The organism is Brucella pseudintermedia (genome assembly GCF_008932435.1).
GTDB lineage: Bacteria > Pseudomonadota > Alphaproteobacteria > Rhizobiales > Rhizobiaceae > Brucella > Brucella pseudintermedia.
Window position 1 is genome coordinate 140,110 of sequence record NZ_WBWE01000002.1, and the last position, 16,010, is coordinate 156,119.

Genomic DNA, 16,010 nt, shown 5'->3' on the forward strand with positions numbered 1-16,010 from the left:
GGCCAGACGCGGCTATACTGTTATGAACTGAGCCATCATGCCCACATCTTCGTGTTCCAGCACGTGGCAATGAAACATGAATGGATGGCCTTTGGGTGCTTCGCGGTCGAAATGAACGAGTATCTGGGCCTTGCCGTCGATCAAGGCAGTATCTTTCCATCCCGATTGATGCGCTGGCGGCGCTTTGCCATTCAGAGAAAGAATGCGAAACGACGCCCCATGAATATGGAATGGATGCGGCATCTCCTTCGTTGTGAGCTCCCATATTTCCCAGGAGTCAAGCTTGGCTTCGACATCGATACGATCCATATTGAATGGTCTGCCTGCGATTGCCATCTTTACGCCTGATGTCAAAGCTTCAAGCACTGGCCCTGTATCGGCAGAACTTCTGCCTCCGTGCATATCATGATCCATAGCACCAGACTGCATCGAGCCCATGTCCATGTTACCCATATTATGCCCGGCATGAGGGTCGGCTGACGGTTTCGCCATCATCAGCTTCATATTTTCCGCCATTCGCTCGTCAAAGAAGAAAGAGCGGTGTTTTACGGAAAGTTTCTCATTCGCGGAATCGGGGCCATCAAGGCGATCTGGAAGCGTCCTGATTTTCGCTTGCACAGTATTGTCCACCACAAATCGCATCAAATGCAGGTCGTCACCGCCGCTGTCGCTGTCATAGGTCAGCAAATCGACCGCTTTGTCTTTGGAAAAATCTACCAGGACTTCGTAGCGTTCACCGGGGCTGATGGACAGTCTTTCGACCGCCTCAGGCTTTTCGATGAAACCGCCGTCCGACGCAATGACAAGCAAAGGTCGCTTGTCACCCAGACGAACATGAAAGTTTCGCGCATTGGCCCCGTTCAGGATACGCAAGCGAACGATGGAGGCGGGAACACTTGCCACCGGTGAAACGACGCCATTTACGATGAGCTTGTCGCCACGGAAGCCATGCATCAGGTCCATGATGTCAGGCTGATAAACCTTGTCGCCTTCAATCACCCGACGATCTTGCAGCACCAGCGGAATATCATCTACACCATAATCTTCGGGTAGCCCGCGTGCCGCATCTTTGCCGTCGGTCACGATCATGAGACCGGCAATACCCATATGTGCCTGACGGGCGGTGTTTCCATGCAGATGTGGATGGAACCAATTGAAAGATGCCGGCTGATCCACCGTGATTTTCGGCCTCCACACCGCGCCCGGCGCAATCACATTATGAGGTCCGCCGTCGAGCATGGATGGAACGAAAAGCCCATGCCAATGAAGTGTGGTCTCTTCATCCATGCCGTTTTCTACGGAAAGGGTGACCGTTTCCCCATTCTTCAAGCGCACGAGCGGACCGAGATAGGCGCCGTTGATGCCGGCAGATGCCGCTTCGCTTCCTTTTTCAAAACTGTGACGCCCTTTCTGCACCTTGAGTTTGACGACACCCGACGCATCTGGCTCAACCAGCGGCGGCAAAGGTAAAAGCCGTCCGGCAGGCGCGTTGGAGGCGGCCCCCGCACCGTGACCCAAATGCTGATGGCCATCTTGCGCAAAGCTGTCAAACGGGCGAACGGCAGTAACAAAGGCCGCCCCAGCCGCCAGAGCCAACAAGCGGCGACGTGTAATTCCTGTCATGGTAAGTCTCCAGAGAACAATCATGATAGCCGCCAAACTTCGGCGGCGATTCCAAGATCAAACCTGAAGCGATATGGGCGGACGCAGGTCTCTGTTCGGAGATTTGCCGCTTAACGCTGCAACGAGCGGCGGTAATCCGAAATTCTGTGAAGGAACATCAGCGCGCAAATCCGTTGCCAGTTGTACAACACAGCCGCATGTCATCATGAGACAAGCATTCGGTGTTTTGGCGCCGTGATCCATCGGCGCGCTTTTGCCTGTATCCGCCGAGCCCGATGTGGCGTCCATCTCATGCGGCATGTTCATGTGACAATCAGAAAGCATCGACTGAGAGGGACTGTCATGCACCATCGCGTAACAAAGTTGCGTGGAAACAAGAAACAGCATTGCAAGCAATGTCGCGAGCATGCGGGAAGGCAAGCGCAGGACCGCATGGTCTCGCACTGACGCCCTCAAGCCGGTATCATACTTTGCTCGATGCATGTTTGCTTTCGTGACAGATGACAGCGGAAATCTAATCACCCGTTGCGGTAATTGAAAGGCCAGCCAAAGCGCTGACGGGAATTTTATCGGTCTTCGCTTTTCTTTCCCAAACAGCGTGCTGGAAATCACAAAATTGCTCAAAAGCCCTTTTCTGCTTGCGATTCTATATTCAGCGGTTTTAAAGAAGCCACATCTTGGGCTCCTCTCCCCCCTTAATTTGACAGCCCGCAATATTGGAACTGAAACAATGACAGTCGCTGTAGCGGTGGCCCCGCAGAAAAACTCCGCGCGCCGAGTTCTGGCCGCAAGCATGATCGGCACCACGATCGAATTTTTTGACTTCTATATTTATGCGACCGCCGCGGTGATCGTATTCCCGCACCTCTTCTTCCCTGCAAGCGACGGCAATTCAGCGCTTCTCCAATCGTTGGCAACCTTCGCCATCGCGTTTTTTGCCCGCCCTGTCGGCGGCGCATTGTTCGGTCACTTCGGAGATAAGGTAGGACGCAAGGCGACACTGGTCGCAGCGCTCATGACCATGGGGATTTCCACGGTTGCCATCGGCTTCCTTCCAACCTACGACTCCATCGGCATCTGGGCAGCGCTCCTGCTGGCTCTGTGCCGCCTGGGCCAGGGTCTTGGTCTCGGTGGTGAATGGGGCGGCGCGGTGCTGCTTGCAACTGAAAACGCGCCCGAAGGCAAGCGGACATGGTACGGCATGTTCCCACAGCTCGGCGCTCCGGTTGGCTTCATTCTGGCGACGGGCATCTTCCTCGTTCTCGCTGAGGCTCTCACCGAAGAACAATTTTTTGCTTTCGGCTGGCGCATTCCCTTCATCGCCAGCGCCCTTCTGGTCGGCGTAGGCCTGTTCATCCGCCTCAAGATTGCCGAAACGCCGGAATTCCAGAAAGCAATCGACAAGGCCGAACGCGTTGAAGTGCCGGTCGCAACCTTGTTCAAGCAGCACAAGATGAGCCTTCTCCTTGGCACCATCGGTGCAGTTGCAACCTTCGTCCTGTTCTATCTCATGACGGTCTTTTCACTGGGTTGGGGCACACGCGCGCTTGGCTACAGCCGTGAAGAATTCCTTGTTCTTCAAATGACCGGCGTGGTCTTTTTCGGCCTGATGATCCCGGTAGCTGCGCTGCTTTCTGACCGCTTCGGTATGCGCCCGGTCATGATCATAGTCACGGTCCTGATCGGCCTCTATGGTTTCATCATGGCGCCCCTGTTCATGGCTGGTACGGCTGGTGTTCTCGCATTCCTCATCATAGGCTTCGGCCTGATGGGTCTTACCTATGGCCCTATCGGTGCAGCGCTTGCCGAACCGTTTCCAACGTCGGTCCGCTACACCGGCGCTTCGCTGACCTTTAATCTGGCAGGCATTCTGGGCGCTTCGGTTGCACCTTATATCGCCACCTGGCTCGCAACGCATTATAGCTTCGACTATGTCGGCTATTACATGTCTGCCGCCGCGGTCATTTCGTTGATCGGTTTTGCATTCATCTCGTTCAAGCGCGGCGAGTAACAAATCTCACGAAGCAAAAAAGCCCGCGTGGAGCGATCCGCGCGGGCTTTTCTTTGAAAGAGGGCACGGCCCTTATTCGGTGTCGGCAGCTTCCAGTGCGATTGCGACCGACTGGATGATCGAAGCAAACCGGACGGCCGTCTGGATTGCTTCCGATGACACGTTGGCCTTGCGCAGAACATCCTCATGCGCATCGATGCACATGCCGCAGCCATTGATGGCGGACACAGCCAGCGACCAGAGTTCGAAATCGACCTTATCGACACCCGGATTACCGATCACATTCATCCGGAGTTTCGCCGGCATGGTGCGATAATCCTTATTGGTCGCAAGATGCACGAACCGGTAATAGACATTGTTCATGCCCATGATCGATGCAGCCGACTTTGCTGCCTGAATAACGGACGCATCGACTTTTGCTGCGGCCTCGGCAACAAGCGACTTGCGCACATCGGCATTGCGGGAGGCGATGCCGCAGGCGACGAACAGACCATACTTCTGCTGTGGCGTCAGTGTTTCATCGCTTGCCATCGACGAAAGATTAAGACGAACGTCCTTGGCAAAATCCGGGATCTTTGATTTCAGATCATCAATGGACATGGAAACCTCTATCAGTCTTTTAGATATAAGATAAAAGAAAGGCGGGTCTCGACCCGCCTTTCTGCAACAAGCAAGCGCCGGTCAGGCAGCCTTGAGCGTTTCGCCACCGACTTCGCGGTTGCACGGGCAGAGCTCATCGGTCTGCAGCGCGTCGAGAACGCGAAGCGTGTCCTTGGGCGCACGGCCAACGTTGAGGTTGGTTGCATAAACGTGCTGGATTGTGTTGTCCGGATCGACAACGAAGGTGTAGCGATATGCAACGCCATCCGGCGAACGAACGCCCAGGCCATCGACCAGCGAGCCGTTGGTGTCAGCAAACGACCAGATCGGCAGCTTGTCGAGATCCTTGTGGTCGCGGCGCCATGCAAGCTTCACGAATTCATTGTCGGTCGAACCGCCCAGAACGACTGCGTCACGGTCTTCGAAATCCGAAGCAAGGCGCGCAAATTCAGCGATTTCGGTCGGGCATACAAAGGTGAAATCCTTCGGGTAGAAGAAGATAACTTTCCACTTGCCTGCGAAGCTTGCTTCGGTGATTTCTTCAAATGCCGAAACGCCATTTTCTTCGTGATGGTTGAAACCGGGCTTTACGCCGGTGACCTTGAAGGAGGGAAGCTTGTCGCCGATTCCGAGCATCTTATACCTGCCTGTAAAAATTCAATGGTTATGCGGAAATTTCTGAATTTTCAGAATTTTCCATCCTGCGAGTCGTATATAGGGTTTCTTGCCAAATCGGTCAAAACGATTATATCGATAAATTCCATCGATTTTAGCGATGGGGCGAGGTCTTGGGATTCGATGCTCAATATCAGTGTCCGTCAACTCCACTATTTTATGGCCGTCGTCAAAGCGGGCTCCTTTTCGCGAGCAGCCGAAATCGTAGGCGTAACCCAATCGACCTTAAGCGCTGCTATTCAGGCGCTTGAGACAGAAATTGGGGCAACGCTAATCGATCGCTCGGGCAGACGAATGCAGCTTCTGCCAGCGGGTGAGGATTTTCTGGAGCGAGCTCGTATGATCGTAGCGCTCATCGAAGAACTTCCTGAACATGCTCGGCAGGCGGAACGCCCGCTGACGACCAGATTGCGGATGGGCGTTATCCCGTCGATAGCGCCTTTTCTCCTGCCTAAAGTTCTGCCTGCCACCACCAAAGCATTTCCCGAATTGCAGCTTACAATCCGGGAAGGGCTCACGCGCTCCCTCCTCGACAGCTTGCGTTCAGGGTCCCTCGACGTAGCGCTCGTTGCCCATCCATACGATCTCGATGAATTTGAAGTATCAAAGCTTGGTCAGGACGTGTTCTATCTGGCCGTGCGGCGCGACCATGCATTGGCCAATCGCGACCGTATAGATGCTGACGATTTGCAGGATCAGCCATTTCTCTTGCTGGAAACGGGGCATTGCCTTCGCGAACACGTCATGGCTGCGATAGGTTCAACACCAGCGCAAGCAAGCGGCGATGTTCACGCAACATCGATCACCACGCTTGTGCAACTCGTGGACTTCGGAATGGGCGTCACTCTGCTGCCGGAGATAGCTGTCAAATCCGGCGTCACGCGAGGAACCGAACTGAGCGTCGTTCCTTACGAGGGTAAGAACAATTACCGATCGCTGGTCCTTGTCTGGCGTTCCAATGCGGCCCGCCGCAATGAGTTCGAGCTTTTCGCGGACCATCTGCGCCACAAATGCATGAATCAGAGTTAGAGAACTCCCCAGGCCCGAAACCGCCCGCGCCCGGTGATTTCTCTCAAATTGAGTTCCGAGATCAGTTTCAGGGCCCCTTGCTGTGTAACTTGCAGCTCCTTTTCCACCATCTGGCTGGAAATGAGAGGGCTGCGCAGCACCATTTCCATCAGGTCCGGTAGTCGCGAATTGGACCTGCGTCCCTTGAGCTTACGCTGCATTTGTTCACGCGCCAGAAGCAACCGGTCATGCTCCTTCATGGTGAGGTCGGCGGCATCTTCAATGCTAGCAAAGAACGTTCTGAGCCTGACCAGGCGGTTCGGCGAACGGCGCTCGTCCGGCCGTTTCGCACGCAGGCCGAGACTGATTGTCGGCAGATGGCTCGCCGCAAGACCGCTCTGGCGCAGGAACGCGGCCGTCAGCAACCGTCCTATCCAAGATGAGCGTTGCACAACTTCCAGCGAAAACCAGGCGTCATGAATTAAAGCTGCCCGCATAAGCGGCGGCAAATCTCTTGTATTGGCAAGACAATCGCGCCATTCCTCCAAACGCGCATCCTCATCCCAGTCACTGTCGTAAAGCAGTGTATCACGCTGCGTCGTTTCCGGCTTGGACCTCTCGGAAGCCACACCTTCGAGAAGAGCTTCAGTCCGGGCAAGCAGAGTGTCGACGTCATTGAGCAACGGATCGGAATCGTCATCCAGTGTCATGCGCGGTTCGATTTCCGAAGGCGCGAGATTGATGGAGCGGCCGAGCAATTGCTGAATACCGGTGGGTCCGAGGGCCCAGTCTGCTGGTTTTCCAGCAATCTGGCGACGCATGCGCAAAACCGCATGTGCAATCGTCAGGGCATGGCTTGGCACCCGGCTGTCCATCAAGGCATCATGCAAGACCAGGTCTTCCAGATGCACCAGCTCACCCTCAAGCCACATCGAAGCGACAGCATCGTGCATATGCATCCGCTCGATCATGCCATTGCGAATGGGCGAACGCGAAAGCCGCTCGTCGAGCCGTGCCAGAGCTGCGGTAGCTTTGCTCACGGGCAGAAAAAACTCTTCAAACGGCAAATCATCGATCTTGTAGGCCATGTCCCGCATATCGCAGCCGAATGCGGTAAAAGGCAAATGAAATTACCGCCTTACCGCAGGACCTCGGCGACCTTGACAGTGCGTCCTTCCCTGACCGAACGGAGAGCAGCTTCAGCCAAGGCCAAGGCCTGTAGTCCATCTTCTGCTGAAGGATGAGGCGCTTTTCCTGTATCAAGCGCATCGATAAACGAGGCGATTTCCGCTGCATAAGCAGCCGTGTAGCGCGTCATGAAAAAATCGTGGAGAGGCGGGCGATTATAGCCATCTCTGGAAGCGATTTCTATCGAAACGGGGCGCTGGTTTTCCGCCGAAACAGCGCCGAGCGATCCATGGACCTCAATGCGCTGATCGTAACCGTAGGAAGCGCGCCGCGAATTGGAAATCACACATTGTCGGCCAGAAGCGGTCGTCAGGATGACGCTCGCACTATCAAAATCGCCGAGTTCTCCGATTTTTGGATCGACAAGAACCGAGGCCGACGCCGATACGCTCTCGATTTCCTCTCCAAGCAGAAAACGCGCCATATCGAAATCGTGGATCGTCATGTCGCGAAAAATGCCGCCCGATACCTTGATATATTCCGCCGGTGGCGCGCCGGGATCGCGGCTGGTGATCGTTACCATTTCAACATTGCCGATGCGCCCGTCTTCAATGGTCTTGCGTACTGCCGCAAAATGCGGATCGAATCGGCGATTGAAACCAAGCATCACCTTCGCGCCAGTTTCGCGAATAACTGCCAGGCAGGCTCGGACGCGTGCAATATCAAGATCAATGGGCTTTTCACAGAAAACGGCCTTGCCGACGCGCGAAAACCGTTCAATAAGATCGGCGTGGGTATTCGTTGGCGTGCAGATCAGCACAGCATCAATGTCGTCTGCCTTTTCGATAGCGTCGATGCTGCGAACTTCAGCCCCTGCAGGGTCGGCAATTGCGAGTGCTGCCGCTTCGTTGGCATCCGCAACGGCGACCAGTTTGGCCCGCTTGTCCGCAGCGATTGCACCTGCATGCACCTTGCCGATACGGCCCGCACCGAGCAGCGCCAGACGTGCCACCATTGCCTCATCCTCCCAGGAAACGGCGATCTTCATCCACCTGAAGATACGCTGTAGAATATTTATTCTATTTTGCTAGAATGTGACATAAAGATTGTCAAGAGACCATAATTGAAAGGCCAATGATGGATTCGCCTGCCCCGTCACCGATCAGCGTTCCGGCAAATATCAAGGAATTCGAAGCGAAGCTGCTTCAGGTCTCCGACCGCCTGCCGAAAAGGCTCAAGCAGTGTGCTGACTTCGTCGCGGCCAATCAGGATCGTATCGCTGTGTCGACAGTCGCGGAAATGGCTGAAGGCGCAGGTGTGCAGAGTTCCGCCTTCATGCGCTTCTGCCAAATCATGGGCTTCTCCGGCTTTTCCGAAATGCAGAAGCTGTTCCGGGATTCCTATGCTGGCGGCTGGCCGGATTATTCAACCCGGTTGCAGCACTTGCGCGAAACGGCGACGGGCAGCGCTCCCGCCCTTCTTGCCGAGTTTGCCGAGGCCGGGCGCACCTCCCTCGAAGGTTTGCTCAAGACCATTGATTCTGAAGCGCTCGAAAAGGCCGTTCAGCTTCTGGCTGGCGCGCATACAATCCACATTGTCGGAATCCGTCGCGCTTTTCCAGTCGCAAGCTATCTAGCTTACGCGCTGGAGAAAATGCACGTTCCCGCAATGCTGCACAGCGCCGTTGGCAAACTGGAAAACCTGCATGCTATTCGCGAAGGCGACGTGCTTCTGGCGATTACCTTCTCCCCCTATTCGCCGGAAACGGTCGCCATGGCCGAAGCCGTTGCCGCGCGGGGTATCGATGTCGTCGGTATCACAGACACTTTTGTCAGCCCCATGAGCAAGTCCGCCAAGCAGACGCTTCTGGTTTCAGAAGTGGATTTCGGTGCATTCCGGTCGCTCTCAGCAACGCTTTGCCTGGCTATAGCACTTGCCGTCGCCGTGGGCACACTACGGCAAAGTGACTGACCTTTCTTTGCGCATTCCATTTTTCGGTTGAAATAGAATAATAAATCCATTTTAATCAAAAATGGAATAACTGCTATGTGTCGTGTTTCATGCGCAGCCATGCAGCAATAAAAAAATACCGAGGAGGACAGCAGTGAAGCGGCTCGACTTGATAACGATTGGCCGATCTTCGGTGGACCTGTATGGCGCGCAGGTTGGCGGCCTTCTCGAAGACATGGCATCCTTCAACAAGTATGTCGGTGGCTCCCCGACCAACATTGCAACCGGGACTGCGCGGCTGGGCCTGAAATCGGCGTTGATCACGCGTGTCGGCGATGAGCATATGGGGCGCTTTCTGCTGCGGGAACTGGAGCGGGAGGGCGTGGACACTCGGGGCATCGTTACCGATCCAGAGCGCCTGACCGCCCTGGTTATTCTCGGCATTCGCGACCAGCACCATTTTCCCTTGATCTTCTATCGCGAAAATTGTGCCGACATGGCTTTGTGCGAGGATGACATCGATCCAGACTTTATCGCCGAAGCAGGCTGTGTATTGGCGACCGGCACGCATCTATCGCATCCAAGAACGGAAGCGGCTGTCCTGAAAGCACTTCGCCTCGCGCGCGGCAATGGCAGCCGCACAGTGCTCGACATTGATTACCGCCCTAATCTCTGGGGGCTTTCCGGCCATGGTGACGGAGAAAATCGTTTCATCGAATCCACAGCCGTCACAGCCAAGCTTCAATCGACGCTTCATCTGTTTGATCTTGTCGTTGGAACGGAAGAGGAGTTCCATATCGCAGGCGGCTCGACTGATACGCTGCAAGCGTTGAAATCCGTACGCCATGTGACGAACGCTGCACTCGTCTGCAAACGCGGTCCCATGGGAGCGGTGGTTTTCGAAGGTCCAATTCCTGACAATCTTGACGAGGGACAGAGCGGCGAGGGCTTCCCGATTGAGGTTTTCAATGTGCTCGGCGCAGGCGACGGGTTCATGTCCGGACTTTTGCGTGGCTGGCTCAAGGGCGAAGACTGGCCAACCAGCCTCAAATTCGCCAACGCCTGCGGTGCTTTTGCAGTGTCCCGGCATGGATGCACGCCAGCCTATCCGAGTTGGGAAGAGCTTCAGTATTTTTTCCGCACTGGCATTCGCAACAAGGCTTTGCGCAAGGATGCGGCCCTGGAGCAGATACATTGGTCCACCAACCGCAACGGCGACTGGCCTCACATGCGCGTCTTCGCGTTCGACCACCGTATCCAGCTTGAAGAAATGGCCGCCGAAGCGGGCGTTTCGACGGAAAAGATAGGTGAATTCAAACATCTTTGCCTGAATGCTGCCTTGCAGGTGGCAAACGGCGCCAAAGGCTACGGCATATTGTGCGATGGGCGGCTGGGCCGCGATGCTCTTTACCGGGCCGCGGGCACAAACTTGTGGATCGGGCGTCCTGCTGAGTGGCCCGGTTCACGCCCGCTGAAACTGGAGCCGGAACTCGGACCGGACTGTGGTGGACTTGTGGAGTGGTCCGTTGGGAACGTCGTGAAGTTGCTATGCTTCTATCATCCGGATGACACAGCTGAATTCAAGGCACAGCAGGAAGAAACGGTTTTACGTCTTTTCGCAGCCGCCCGGCGTAACCGTTTGGAATTCCTGTTAGAAATTATCCCTTCCAAAGCGGGGCCGGTCGATGACGACACGACAGCGCGTGTGATCGAGCGGTTCTATGAGATCGGCGTCTATCCCGACTGGTGGAAGCTCGAGCCTATGAAAACCACGGCGGCCTGGGCCAATGCCTGTGACGCGATTACTCGCAACGATGCACACACGCGCGGCATCGTCGTCCTGGGACTGGATGCACCCGCCGAAGAACTGGAAGCCAGCCTTGCAATCGCTGCCGGGTTCGATCTCGTCAAAGGTTTTGCGGTAGGGCGCACCATCTTTGGTGACGCAGCACGCAAATGGCTGAACGGTTTGATCAGCGACGAAGAAGCAGTCGCCGAGATGGCTGCGCGCTATCGCAGCCTTTGCAATGTCTGGGACAGCGTACGTAAATACTGAGTTCGTTCTGCCGGGAGGACGCTGGAGGAGCTATGAAAACAATTCGATTGACCGCCGCGCAAGCTTTGGTGCGCTATCTCGCAAATCAGCTGACGCCGGACGGGGAAACTTTTATCGCAGGCGTCTGGGCTATTTTCGGCCATGGGAATGTGGCCGGACTTGGCGAGGCGCTCCACGGCATTCGCGAAGAATTGTCGACATGGCGCGGTCACAATGAGCAGACCATGGCTCATGCAGCCATTGCCTATGCCAAGCAGCTTGGCCGCAAGCGCGCTTGTGCCGTCACCTCCTCCATCGGCCCCGGTGCAACAAATATGGTTACGGCAGCTGCCCTCGCCCATGTAAACCGCCTGCCTGTCCTTCTCATCCCGGGTGACGTCTTTGCCAATCGTGGACCTGACCCCGTTTTACAGCAAATCGAAGACTTCAATGACGGCACCATGACCGTAAATGACTGTTTTCGTCCGGTCAGCCGCTATTTCGACAGGATCACCCGACCCGAACAGCTTCTCACCGCCCTGCCTCGCGCCTTCCGCACCATGACAGATCCAGCCGATTGCGGGCCGGTGACACTCGCCTTTTGTCAGGACGTACAGACGGAGGCCTATGACTGGCCGGAAACGTTCTTTGAACAGAAAGTCTGGCACTGGCGCCGCCCGCCGCCGGATGAAAATGAACTGAATAGCGCAGCCGCAGCAATTCGGGCAGCGCTCAAACCTGTTATCGTCGCAGGCGGTGGTGTGCATTATTCCGGCGCACAGGAAGCGTTGCGCAATTTTGCCGAAGCGCACGGCATTCCGGTAATCGAAACGCAGGCAGGTAAATCGGCCCTGCCGTGGGATCATCCGCTCAATTTCGGTCCGGTGGGCGTAACTGGGGCAGATAGCGCCAATGCTATCGCTGCGGAAGCTGATCTCGTGGTCGGCGTCGGCACGCGCTTTCAGGACTTTACAACCGGATCTTGGGCGCTCTTCAGACATCCCGGGCGCAAGCTTCTCTCGCTAAATGTCCAGCCCTATGACGGTTCCAAGCATGGTTCGCTTCCATTGGTTGCCGATGCAAAGATCGGGCTTGAAATGCTCTCCAAAACAATCGGCAGCTACCAGCGCCAACCAATCAATGCAGCATTGAAAGAGAAATGGTTTGCGGCGGCAGACCGTTTCACAGCCGCTCCCAACGATAGCAACGCCTTGCCGACCGATATGCAGGTGATTGGCGCGGTGCAGCGCCAGGCGCGAGAGAACACCGTCGTCATGTGCGCGGCCGGAACGATGCCCGGAGAATTGCATCAACTCTGGAAGGCCGGTCGCCCCATGTCCTACCACATGGAATACGGCTTTTCCTGCATGGGCTACGAAATCGCCGGTGGTCTCGGCATCAAGATGGCCGAACCGGATCGGGACGTCATCGTGATGGTCGGCGACGGTTCCTACATGATGGCCAATTCTGAACTCGCCACCGCCGTCATGATGGGACAGAAGATTACGGTCGTTGTTACCGACAATCGTGGTTTCGGCTGCATCAACCGGCTGCAAATGGCGACCGGCGGCGCCGAGTTCAACAACCTGCTCGATCATGCTGCCCATGTGAACCCATCGAAAATAGATTTTGCTGCCCACGCCGGAGCAATGGGCGCTGATACAAAGAAAGCAGGGTCGATCCACGAGTTGGAAGATGCCCTGGCTGAAGCCCGCAACAGTTCGCGCACGACTGTCATCATTATCGACACCGATCCTTACCCGACGCCCGAAACCGGCGGATGGTGGTGGGATGTCGCTGTGCCGGAAGTCTCGGAACGTGAGCAGGTACGTGCTGCACGCAAAGATTATGAAGCCAAGCTCAAAGAAAGAAACTGACCAATGATCCTCTATGGCACCAATCCCATTGCCTGGTCGAACGACGATGATCGCAGCCTCGGCGCGCACATCAGCTTGGATCAATGTCTCGATGAAACCGCCGAAATCGGCTTCGACGGAATCGAGAAAGGTCACAAGTTTCCGCAGGAAGCCGCGTTGCTCAAGGCCGTTCTTGAACCCCGCAAGCTGCGCTATGTATCGGGCTGGCATTCACTCAATCTGCTGATCAACCCGGTTGAAGAAGAAAAGAAGGCAATGCAGCCGGCGCTCGATCTTCTGAAAGCGATGGGCTCCAAGGTCATCATCGTTTGCGAAACCTCCAACGCGATTCACGGCGATAATGACAAGCCATTATCCGAACGTCCGGTCCTTGAAGAAGCGCGTTGGGAAGAATTTAGCGCGGGCGTGGAAGCACTGGCCGAATATGCCGCAGCTCAAGATATCGCGCTTGTCTACCATCATCACATGGGAACGGTAGTGCAGAGCGAGGACGAGATTGATCTTCTTATGCAACATACGGGACCGTATACAAAGCTTCTTCTCGATACCGGCCATTGCCTGTTTGGCGGCGGGGACCCCGAACGGGTTGCCAAAAAGCATATGGGCCGTGTCGGACATATCCATGCCAAGAACGTACGCCCGGCGATAGCCACCGAAGTAGGCGACCAAGGCCTGTCTTTTCTGGAGGGAGTCCGTCGCGGCGTTTTCACTGTTCCGGGCGATCCGGACGGCGGCGTCGACTTCGTACCTGTACTGAAAGTTGCAGCCGAGAAAGCTTATCAAGGCTGGCTGGTGATCGAAGCCGAGCAAGATCCAGATGTTCGCAATCCATATCAATATCAGTCACTTGGGCTGAAGTCGCTGAAATCATTCGCGCGTGAAGCAGGACTCGATAAAGGAGACTGAGACATGGACAATCTGTTGCGCAAGCCCGTGGGCACGCATGGCAAGGTTCACGACATTACACCGGAAAGCGCCGGATGGGGCTATGTCGGATTCGGACTTTATCGTCTAAAGGCTGGTGAAAGCGCTTCAGAAAAGACGGGGCCGACCGAGGTGATCCTCGTTCTTGTGGAAGGCAAAGCGGAGATTTCGGCTTCCGGCGAGGATTTCGGCGAGATGGGCGAACGTATGAACGTGTTCGAGAAACTGCCGCCGCACTGCCTCTATGTGCCTGCTGAAAGCGACTGGCAAGCGACTGCTACAACAGATTGTGTCCTGGCCGTATGTACCGCGCCGGGTAAACCGGGCCGCAAGGCACAGAAGCTTGGACCGAAAGGCCTGTCGCTGGAACAACGCGGAACAGGCGCCAATACCCGCTTCATCCATAATATAGCAATGGAAGGCCGCGATGTTGCCGACAGCCTTCTTGTCACCGAGGTATTCACCCCACAGGGTAACTGGTCGTCCTATCCACCGCACAGGCATGACGAAGACAATTTTCCGGATATGACCTATCTGGAAGAGACCTATTATCACCGTCTCAATCCGGCGCAGGGGTTTGGCTTCCAGCGTGTTTTCACCGAGGACGGAAGCCTTGATGAAACCATGGCAGTCGCAGATGGAGATGTCGTGCTTGTGCCCAAAGGCCATCATCCATGTGGCGCGCCCTATGGCTATGAGATGTATTATCTCAATGTGATGGCCGGTCCCTTGCGCAAATGGCGGTTCAAGAATCATCCCGATCACGACTGGATTTTCCAACGGGACAACTCCTGATCCTCCTTAAGAAACAGACCGACTCGTGTAAGCTTTCGGCAAGTCCGTGGAAGACTTGCCGATTGCATTTTGGGGAGTTTCGATTGAACGAGCGCGTCCGTTTTCAGCTTTCGTCCGCAGTCTTTGTCATTCTGGCGCGCGGAGCGGAAATCTGCATGTTGCGACGGAAAGCAACTGGATGGATGGATGGTTCGTTCAGCCTCCCTGCAGGAGGGCTTGATGCGGGCGAAACGATCCGCGCCGCAGCCGCACGGGAAGCGTTTGAAGAGACGGGCGTGGTCATCGCGCCGGAAGCTCTGAAATCAGTCCACACCTTGCATAGCCTGACGGCCGACAGCCCCTGGATAGGCCATTTCTTCCGCACCGAGGAATGGACTGGCACCCCCACCCTATGCGAGCCGGACAAGCACGACAATCTGCAATGGAGAAAACTGGACAATCTTCCTGGAAATACCATTCCCTATGTGAGGCAGGCACTTGTCTGCATCGCCCGCAATGAACCTTATTCAGAGTACGGTTGGGAATAAGCTCCGAAACTGGAACTATCCGTCAGAGACCGGCAACCCTCTTGAGATCGTCAATCGCACCGGGTGCAGCCACGAAAACCCTGTTACCCTTGGTAAGTTTTTCTCCATCGACAGGGAAAGGGTGCGCATAACCACCCGCCTCGCGCACAAGGCAAAAGCCAGCCATGCAATCCCACGCATGCATATAGGGCTCATAATATCCCACCAGCCTGCCAGCCGCGACATAGGCAATCATCAGCGCACCGGACCCGTTGCGAATAAACGTGCCGCCCGCCTCAAGCAGATCTTCCACGATTTTGGCCACGAGTTGCGGCGTCACATAGTTGTTGGCACCGATACCTGTCACCGAATTGCGGATCGTGCGGGTTGGATCGAGAACCAGCTTCTTGCCATTGAGCGTTGCGCCCAAGCCGTTTGCCGAGGCATAGAGTTCATCGAAACAAGGAGCCTGAATTACGCCGATGACAGGCTCTCCGTCTTTCAGAACGGCAATGGAAACGCACCAGTTCGGCATGCCGTTGACGAAAGGACTGGTGCCATCAATCGGATCGACGACCCAGGTGTAGCCTGATGCACCCTCATTCAGCCCGTATTCCTCTCCGAGAAAGCCGTCGTGCGGAAAAATTTCCGACACACGGGTGCGGATGAGCTGCTCGACGTCCCTATCGGCAATCGACACCACGTCCTGCGGGTCCCGCTTGGTTTCGATAACCAGCGTTTCGCGTCGTTTGAAATAGTCGAGAGCTTTAGCGCCCGCTTCGCGCGCGATCTTTTCGGCAAGCGCCAGCCGCGCTTCTAATTCCGGTCGGGGATGGGAAGTCATGATGGTTTTCCGATGAGAGATAAGGAGAGGCGCG

Annotated in this window: 15 protein-coding genes; 8 read left to right on the top strand and 7 right to left on the bottom strand. The window is 55.6% G+C overall.

Annotated features, from left to right (window positions below; all coding sequences use genetic code 11):
- Positions 1-12: 12 nt before the first annotated feature.
- Together cueO and F9K78_RS03210 are read right to left on the bottom strand one after the other, a co-directional pair.
- A complete protein-coding gene (cueO, locus tag F9K78_RS03205; protein WP_121985290.1) occupies positions 13-1,623 on the bottom strand; it encodes a multicopper oxidase CueO in 1,611 nt (536 codons plus the stop codon).
- 57 nt (positions 1,624-1,680) lie between these two features.
- Complete coding sequence (locus F9K78_RS03210) at positions 1,681-2,106, bottom strand: hypothetical protein (protein ID WP_121985289.1); 426 nt, start codon at positions 2,104-2,106, stop codon at positions 1,681-1,683.
- Between the two features lie 247 nt (positions 2,107-2,353).
- Between F9K78_RS03210 and F9K78_RS03215 the strand changes: the two genes are divergently transcribed.
- The gene (locus F9K78_RS03215) at positions 2,354-3,634 is read left to right on the top strand and encodes an MFS transporter (RefSeq protein WP_121985288.1); all 1,281 of its coding nucleotides are present in this window, start codon (positions 2,354-2,356) and stop codon (positions 3,632-3,634) included.
- Positions 3,635-3,706: 72 nt separating this feature from the next.
- Here F9K78_RS03215 and F9K78_RS03220 read toward each other — a convergent pair whose 3' ends face one another.
- Together F9K78_RS03220 and F9K78_RS03225 are read right to left on the bottom strand one after the other, a co-directional pair.
- A complete protein-coding gene (locus F9K78_RS03220) occupies positions 3,707-4,234 on the bottom strand; it encodes a carboxymuconolactone decarboxylase family protein (protein ID WP_121981914.1) in 528 nt (175 codons plus the stop codon).
- An 81-nt stretch (positions 4,235-4,315) separates the two neighbouring features.
- The gene (locus tag F9K78_RS03225) at positions 4,316-4,870 is read right to left on the bottom strand and encodes a peroxiredoxin (RefSeq protein ID WP_006469087.1); all 555 of its coding nucleotides are present in this window, start codon (positions 4,868-4,870) and stop codon (positions 4,316-4,318) included.
- Between the two features lie 162 nt (positions 4,871-5,032).
- On the opposite strand from F9K78_RS03225, the gene F9K78_RS03230 reads away from it, so the two are divergent.
- Positions 5,033-5,938, top strand: a complete 906-nt coding sequence (locus F9K78_RS03230) for a hydrogen peroxide-inducible genes activator (RefSeq protein WP_121985287.1) — start codon at positions 5,033-5,035, stop codon at positions 5,936-5,938.
- Here F9K78_RS03230 and F9K78_RS03235 read toward each other — a convergent pair.
- Positions 5,935-7,005 carry an RHE_PE00001 family protein gene (locus tag F9K78_RS03235; RefSeq protein WP_122066805.1) on the bottom strand — a complete coding sequence of 357 codons (1,071 nt, stop codon included), beginning with the start codon at positions 7,003-7,005 and terminating at the stop codon, positions 5,935-5,937. The genes F9K78_RS03230 and F9K78_RS03235 overlap by 4 nt on opposite strands.
- Before the next feature lie 50 nt (positions 7,006-7,055).
- Positions 7,056-8,060: an inositol 2-dehydrogenase gene (iolG, locus tag F9K78_RS03240; RefSeq protein WP_121985395.1), complete on the bottom strand. Its 1,005-nt coding sequence runs from the start codon at positions 8,058-8,060 to the stop codon at positions 7,056-7,058.
- Positions 8,061-8,182: 122 nt separating this feature from the next.
- Here iolG and F9K78_RS03245 point away from each other — a divergent pair, with 122 nt between their 5' ends.
- The 6 genes from F9K78_RS03245 (at position 8,183) to F9K78_RS03270 (ending at position 15,153) form a co-directional block, all read left to right on the top strand.
- A complete protein-coding gene (locus F9K78_RS03245; protein ID WP_121985394.1) occupies positions 8,183-9,016 on the top strand; it encodes a MurR/RpiR family transcriptional regulator in 834 nt (277 codons plus the stop codon).
- 133 nt (positions 9,017-9,149) lie between these two features.
- Positions 9,150-11,051 carry a bifunctional 5-dehydro-2-deoxygluconokinase/5-dehydro-2-deoxyphosphogluconate aldolase gene (locus tag F9K78_RS03250; RefSeq protein ID WP_121985286.1) on the top strand — a complete coding sequence of 634 codons (1,902 nt, stop codon included), beginning with the start codon at positions 9,150-9,152 and terminating at the stop codon, positions 11,049-11,051.
- Between the two features lie 32 nt (positions 11,052-11,083).
- Positions 11,084-12,907 (top strand): 3D-(3,5/4)-trihydroxycyclohexane-1,2-dione acylhydrolase (decyclizing), encoded by a 1,824-nt coding sequence (iolD, locus tag F9K78_RS03255; protein WP_121981916.1) that lies wholly within the window; start codon positions 11,084-11,086, stop codon positions 12,905-12,907.
- A 3-nt stretch (positions 12,908-12,910) separates the two neighbouring features.
- Positions 12,911-13,813, top strand: coding sequence for a myo-inosose-2 dehydratase (iolE, locus tag F9K78_RS03260; protein ID WP_121985285.1), 903 nt, complete (start codon positions 12,911-12,913; stop codon positions 13,811-13,813).
- Positions 13,814-13,816: 3 nt separating this feature from the next.
- Positions 13,817-14,626 carry a 5-deoxy-glucuronate isomerase gene (gene iolB, locus F9K78_RS03265; RefSeq protein WP_121985284.1) on the top strand — a complete coding sequence of 270 codons (810 nt, stop codon included), beginning with the start codon at positions 13,817-13,819 and terminating at the stop codon, positions 14,624-14,626.
- Positions 14,627-14,709: 83 nt separating this feature from the next.
- On the top strand, positions 14,710-15,153 hold the full coding sequence (locus F9K78_RS03270) for an NUDIX hydrolase (RefSeq protein WP_121985283.1): 444 nt from the start codon (positions 14,710-14,712) through the stop codon (positions 15,151-15,153).
- A 22-nt stretch (positions 15,154-15,175) separates the two neighbouring features.
- Here the strand turns inward: F9K78_RS03270 and F9K78_RS03275 are convergent, their stop codons facing one another.
- Complete coding sequence (locus F9K78_RS03275) at positions 15,176-15,976, bottom strand: inositol monophosphatase family protein (protein WP_121985282.1); 801 nt, start codon at positions 15,974-15,976, stop codon at positions 15,176-15,178.
- Between the last annotated feature and the right edge of the window lie 34 nt (positions 15,977-16,010).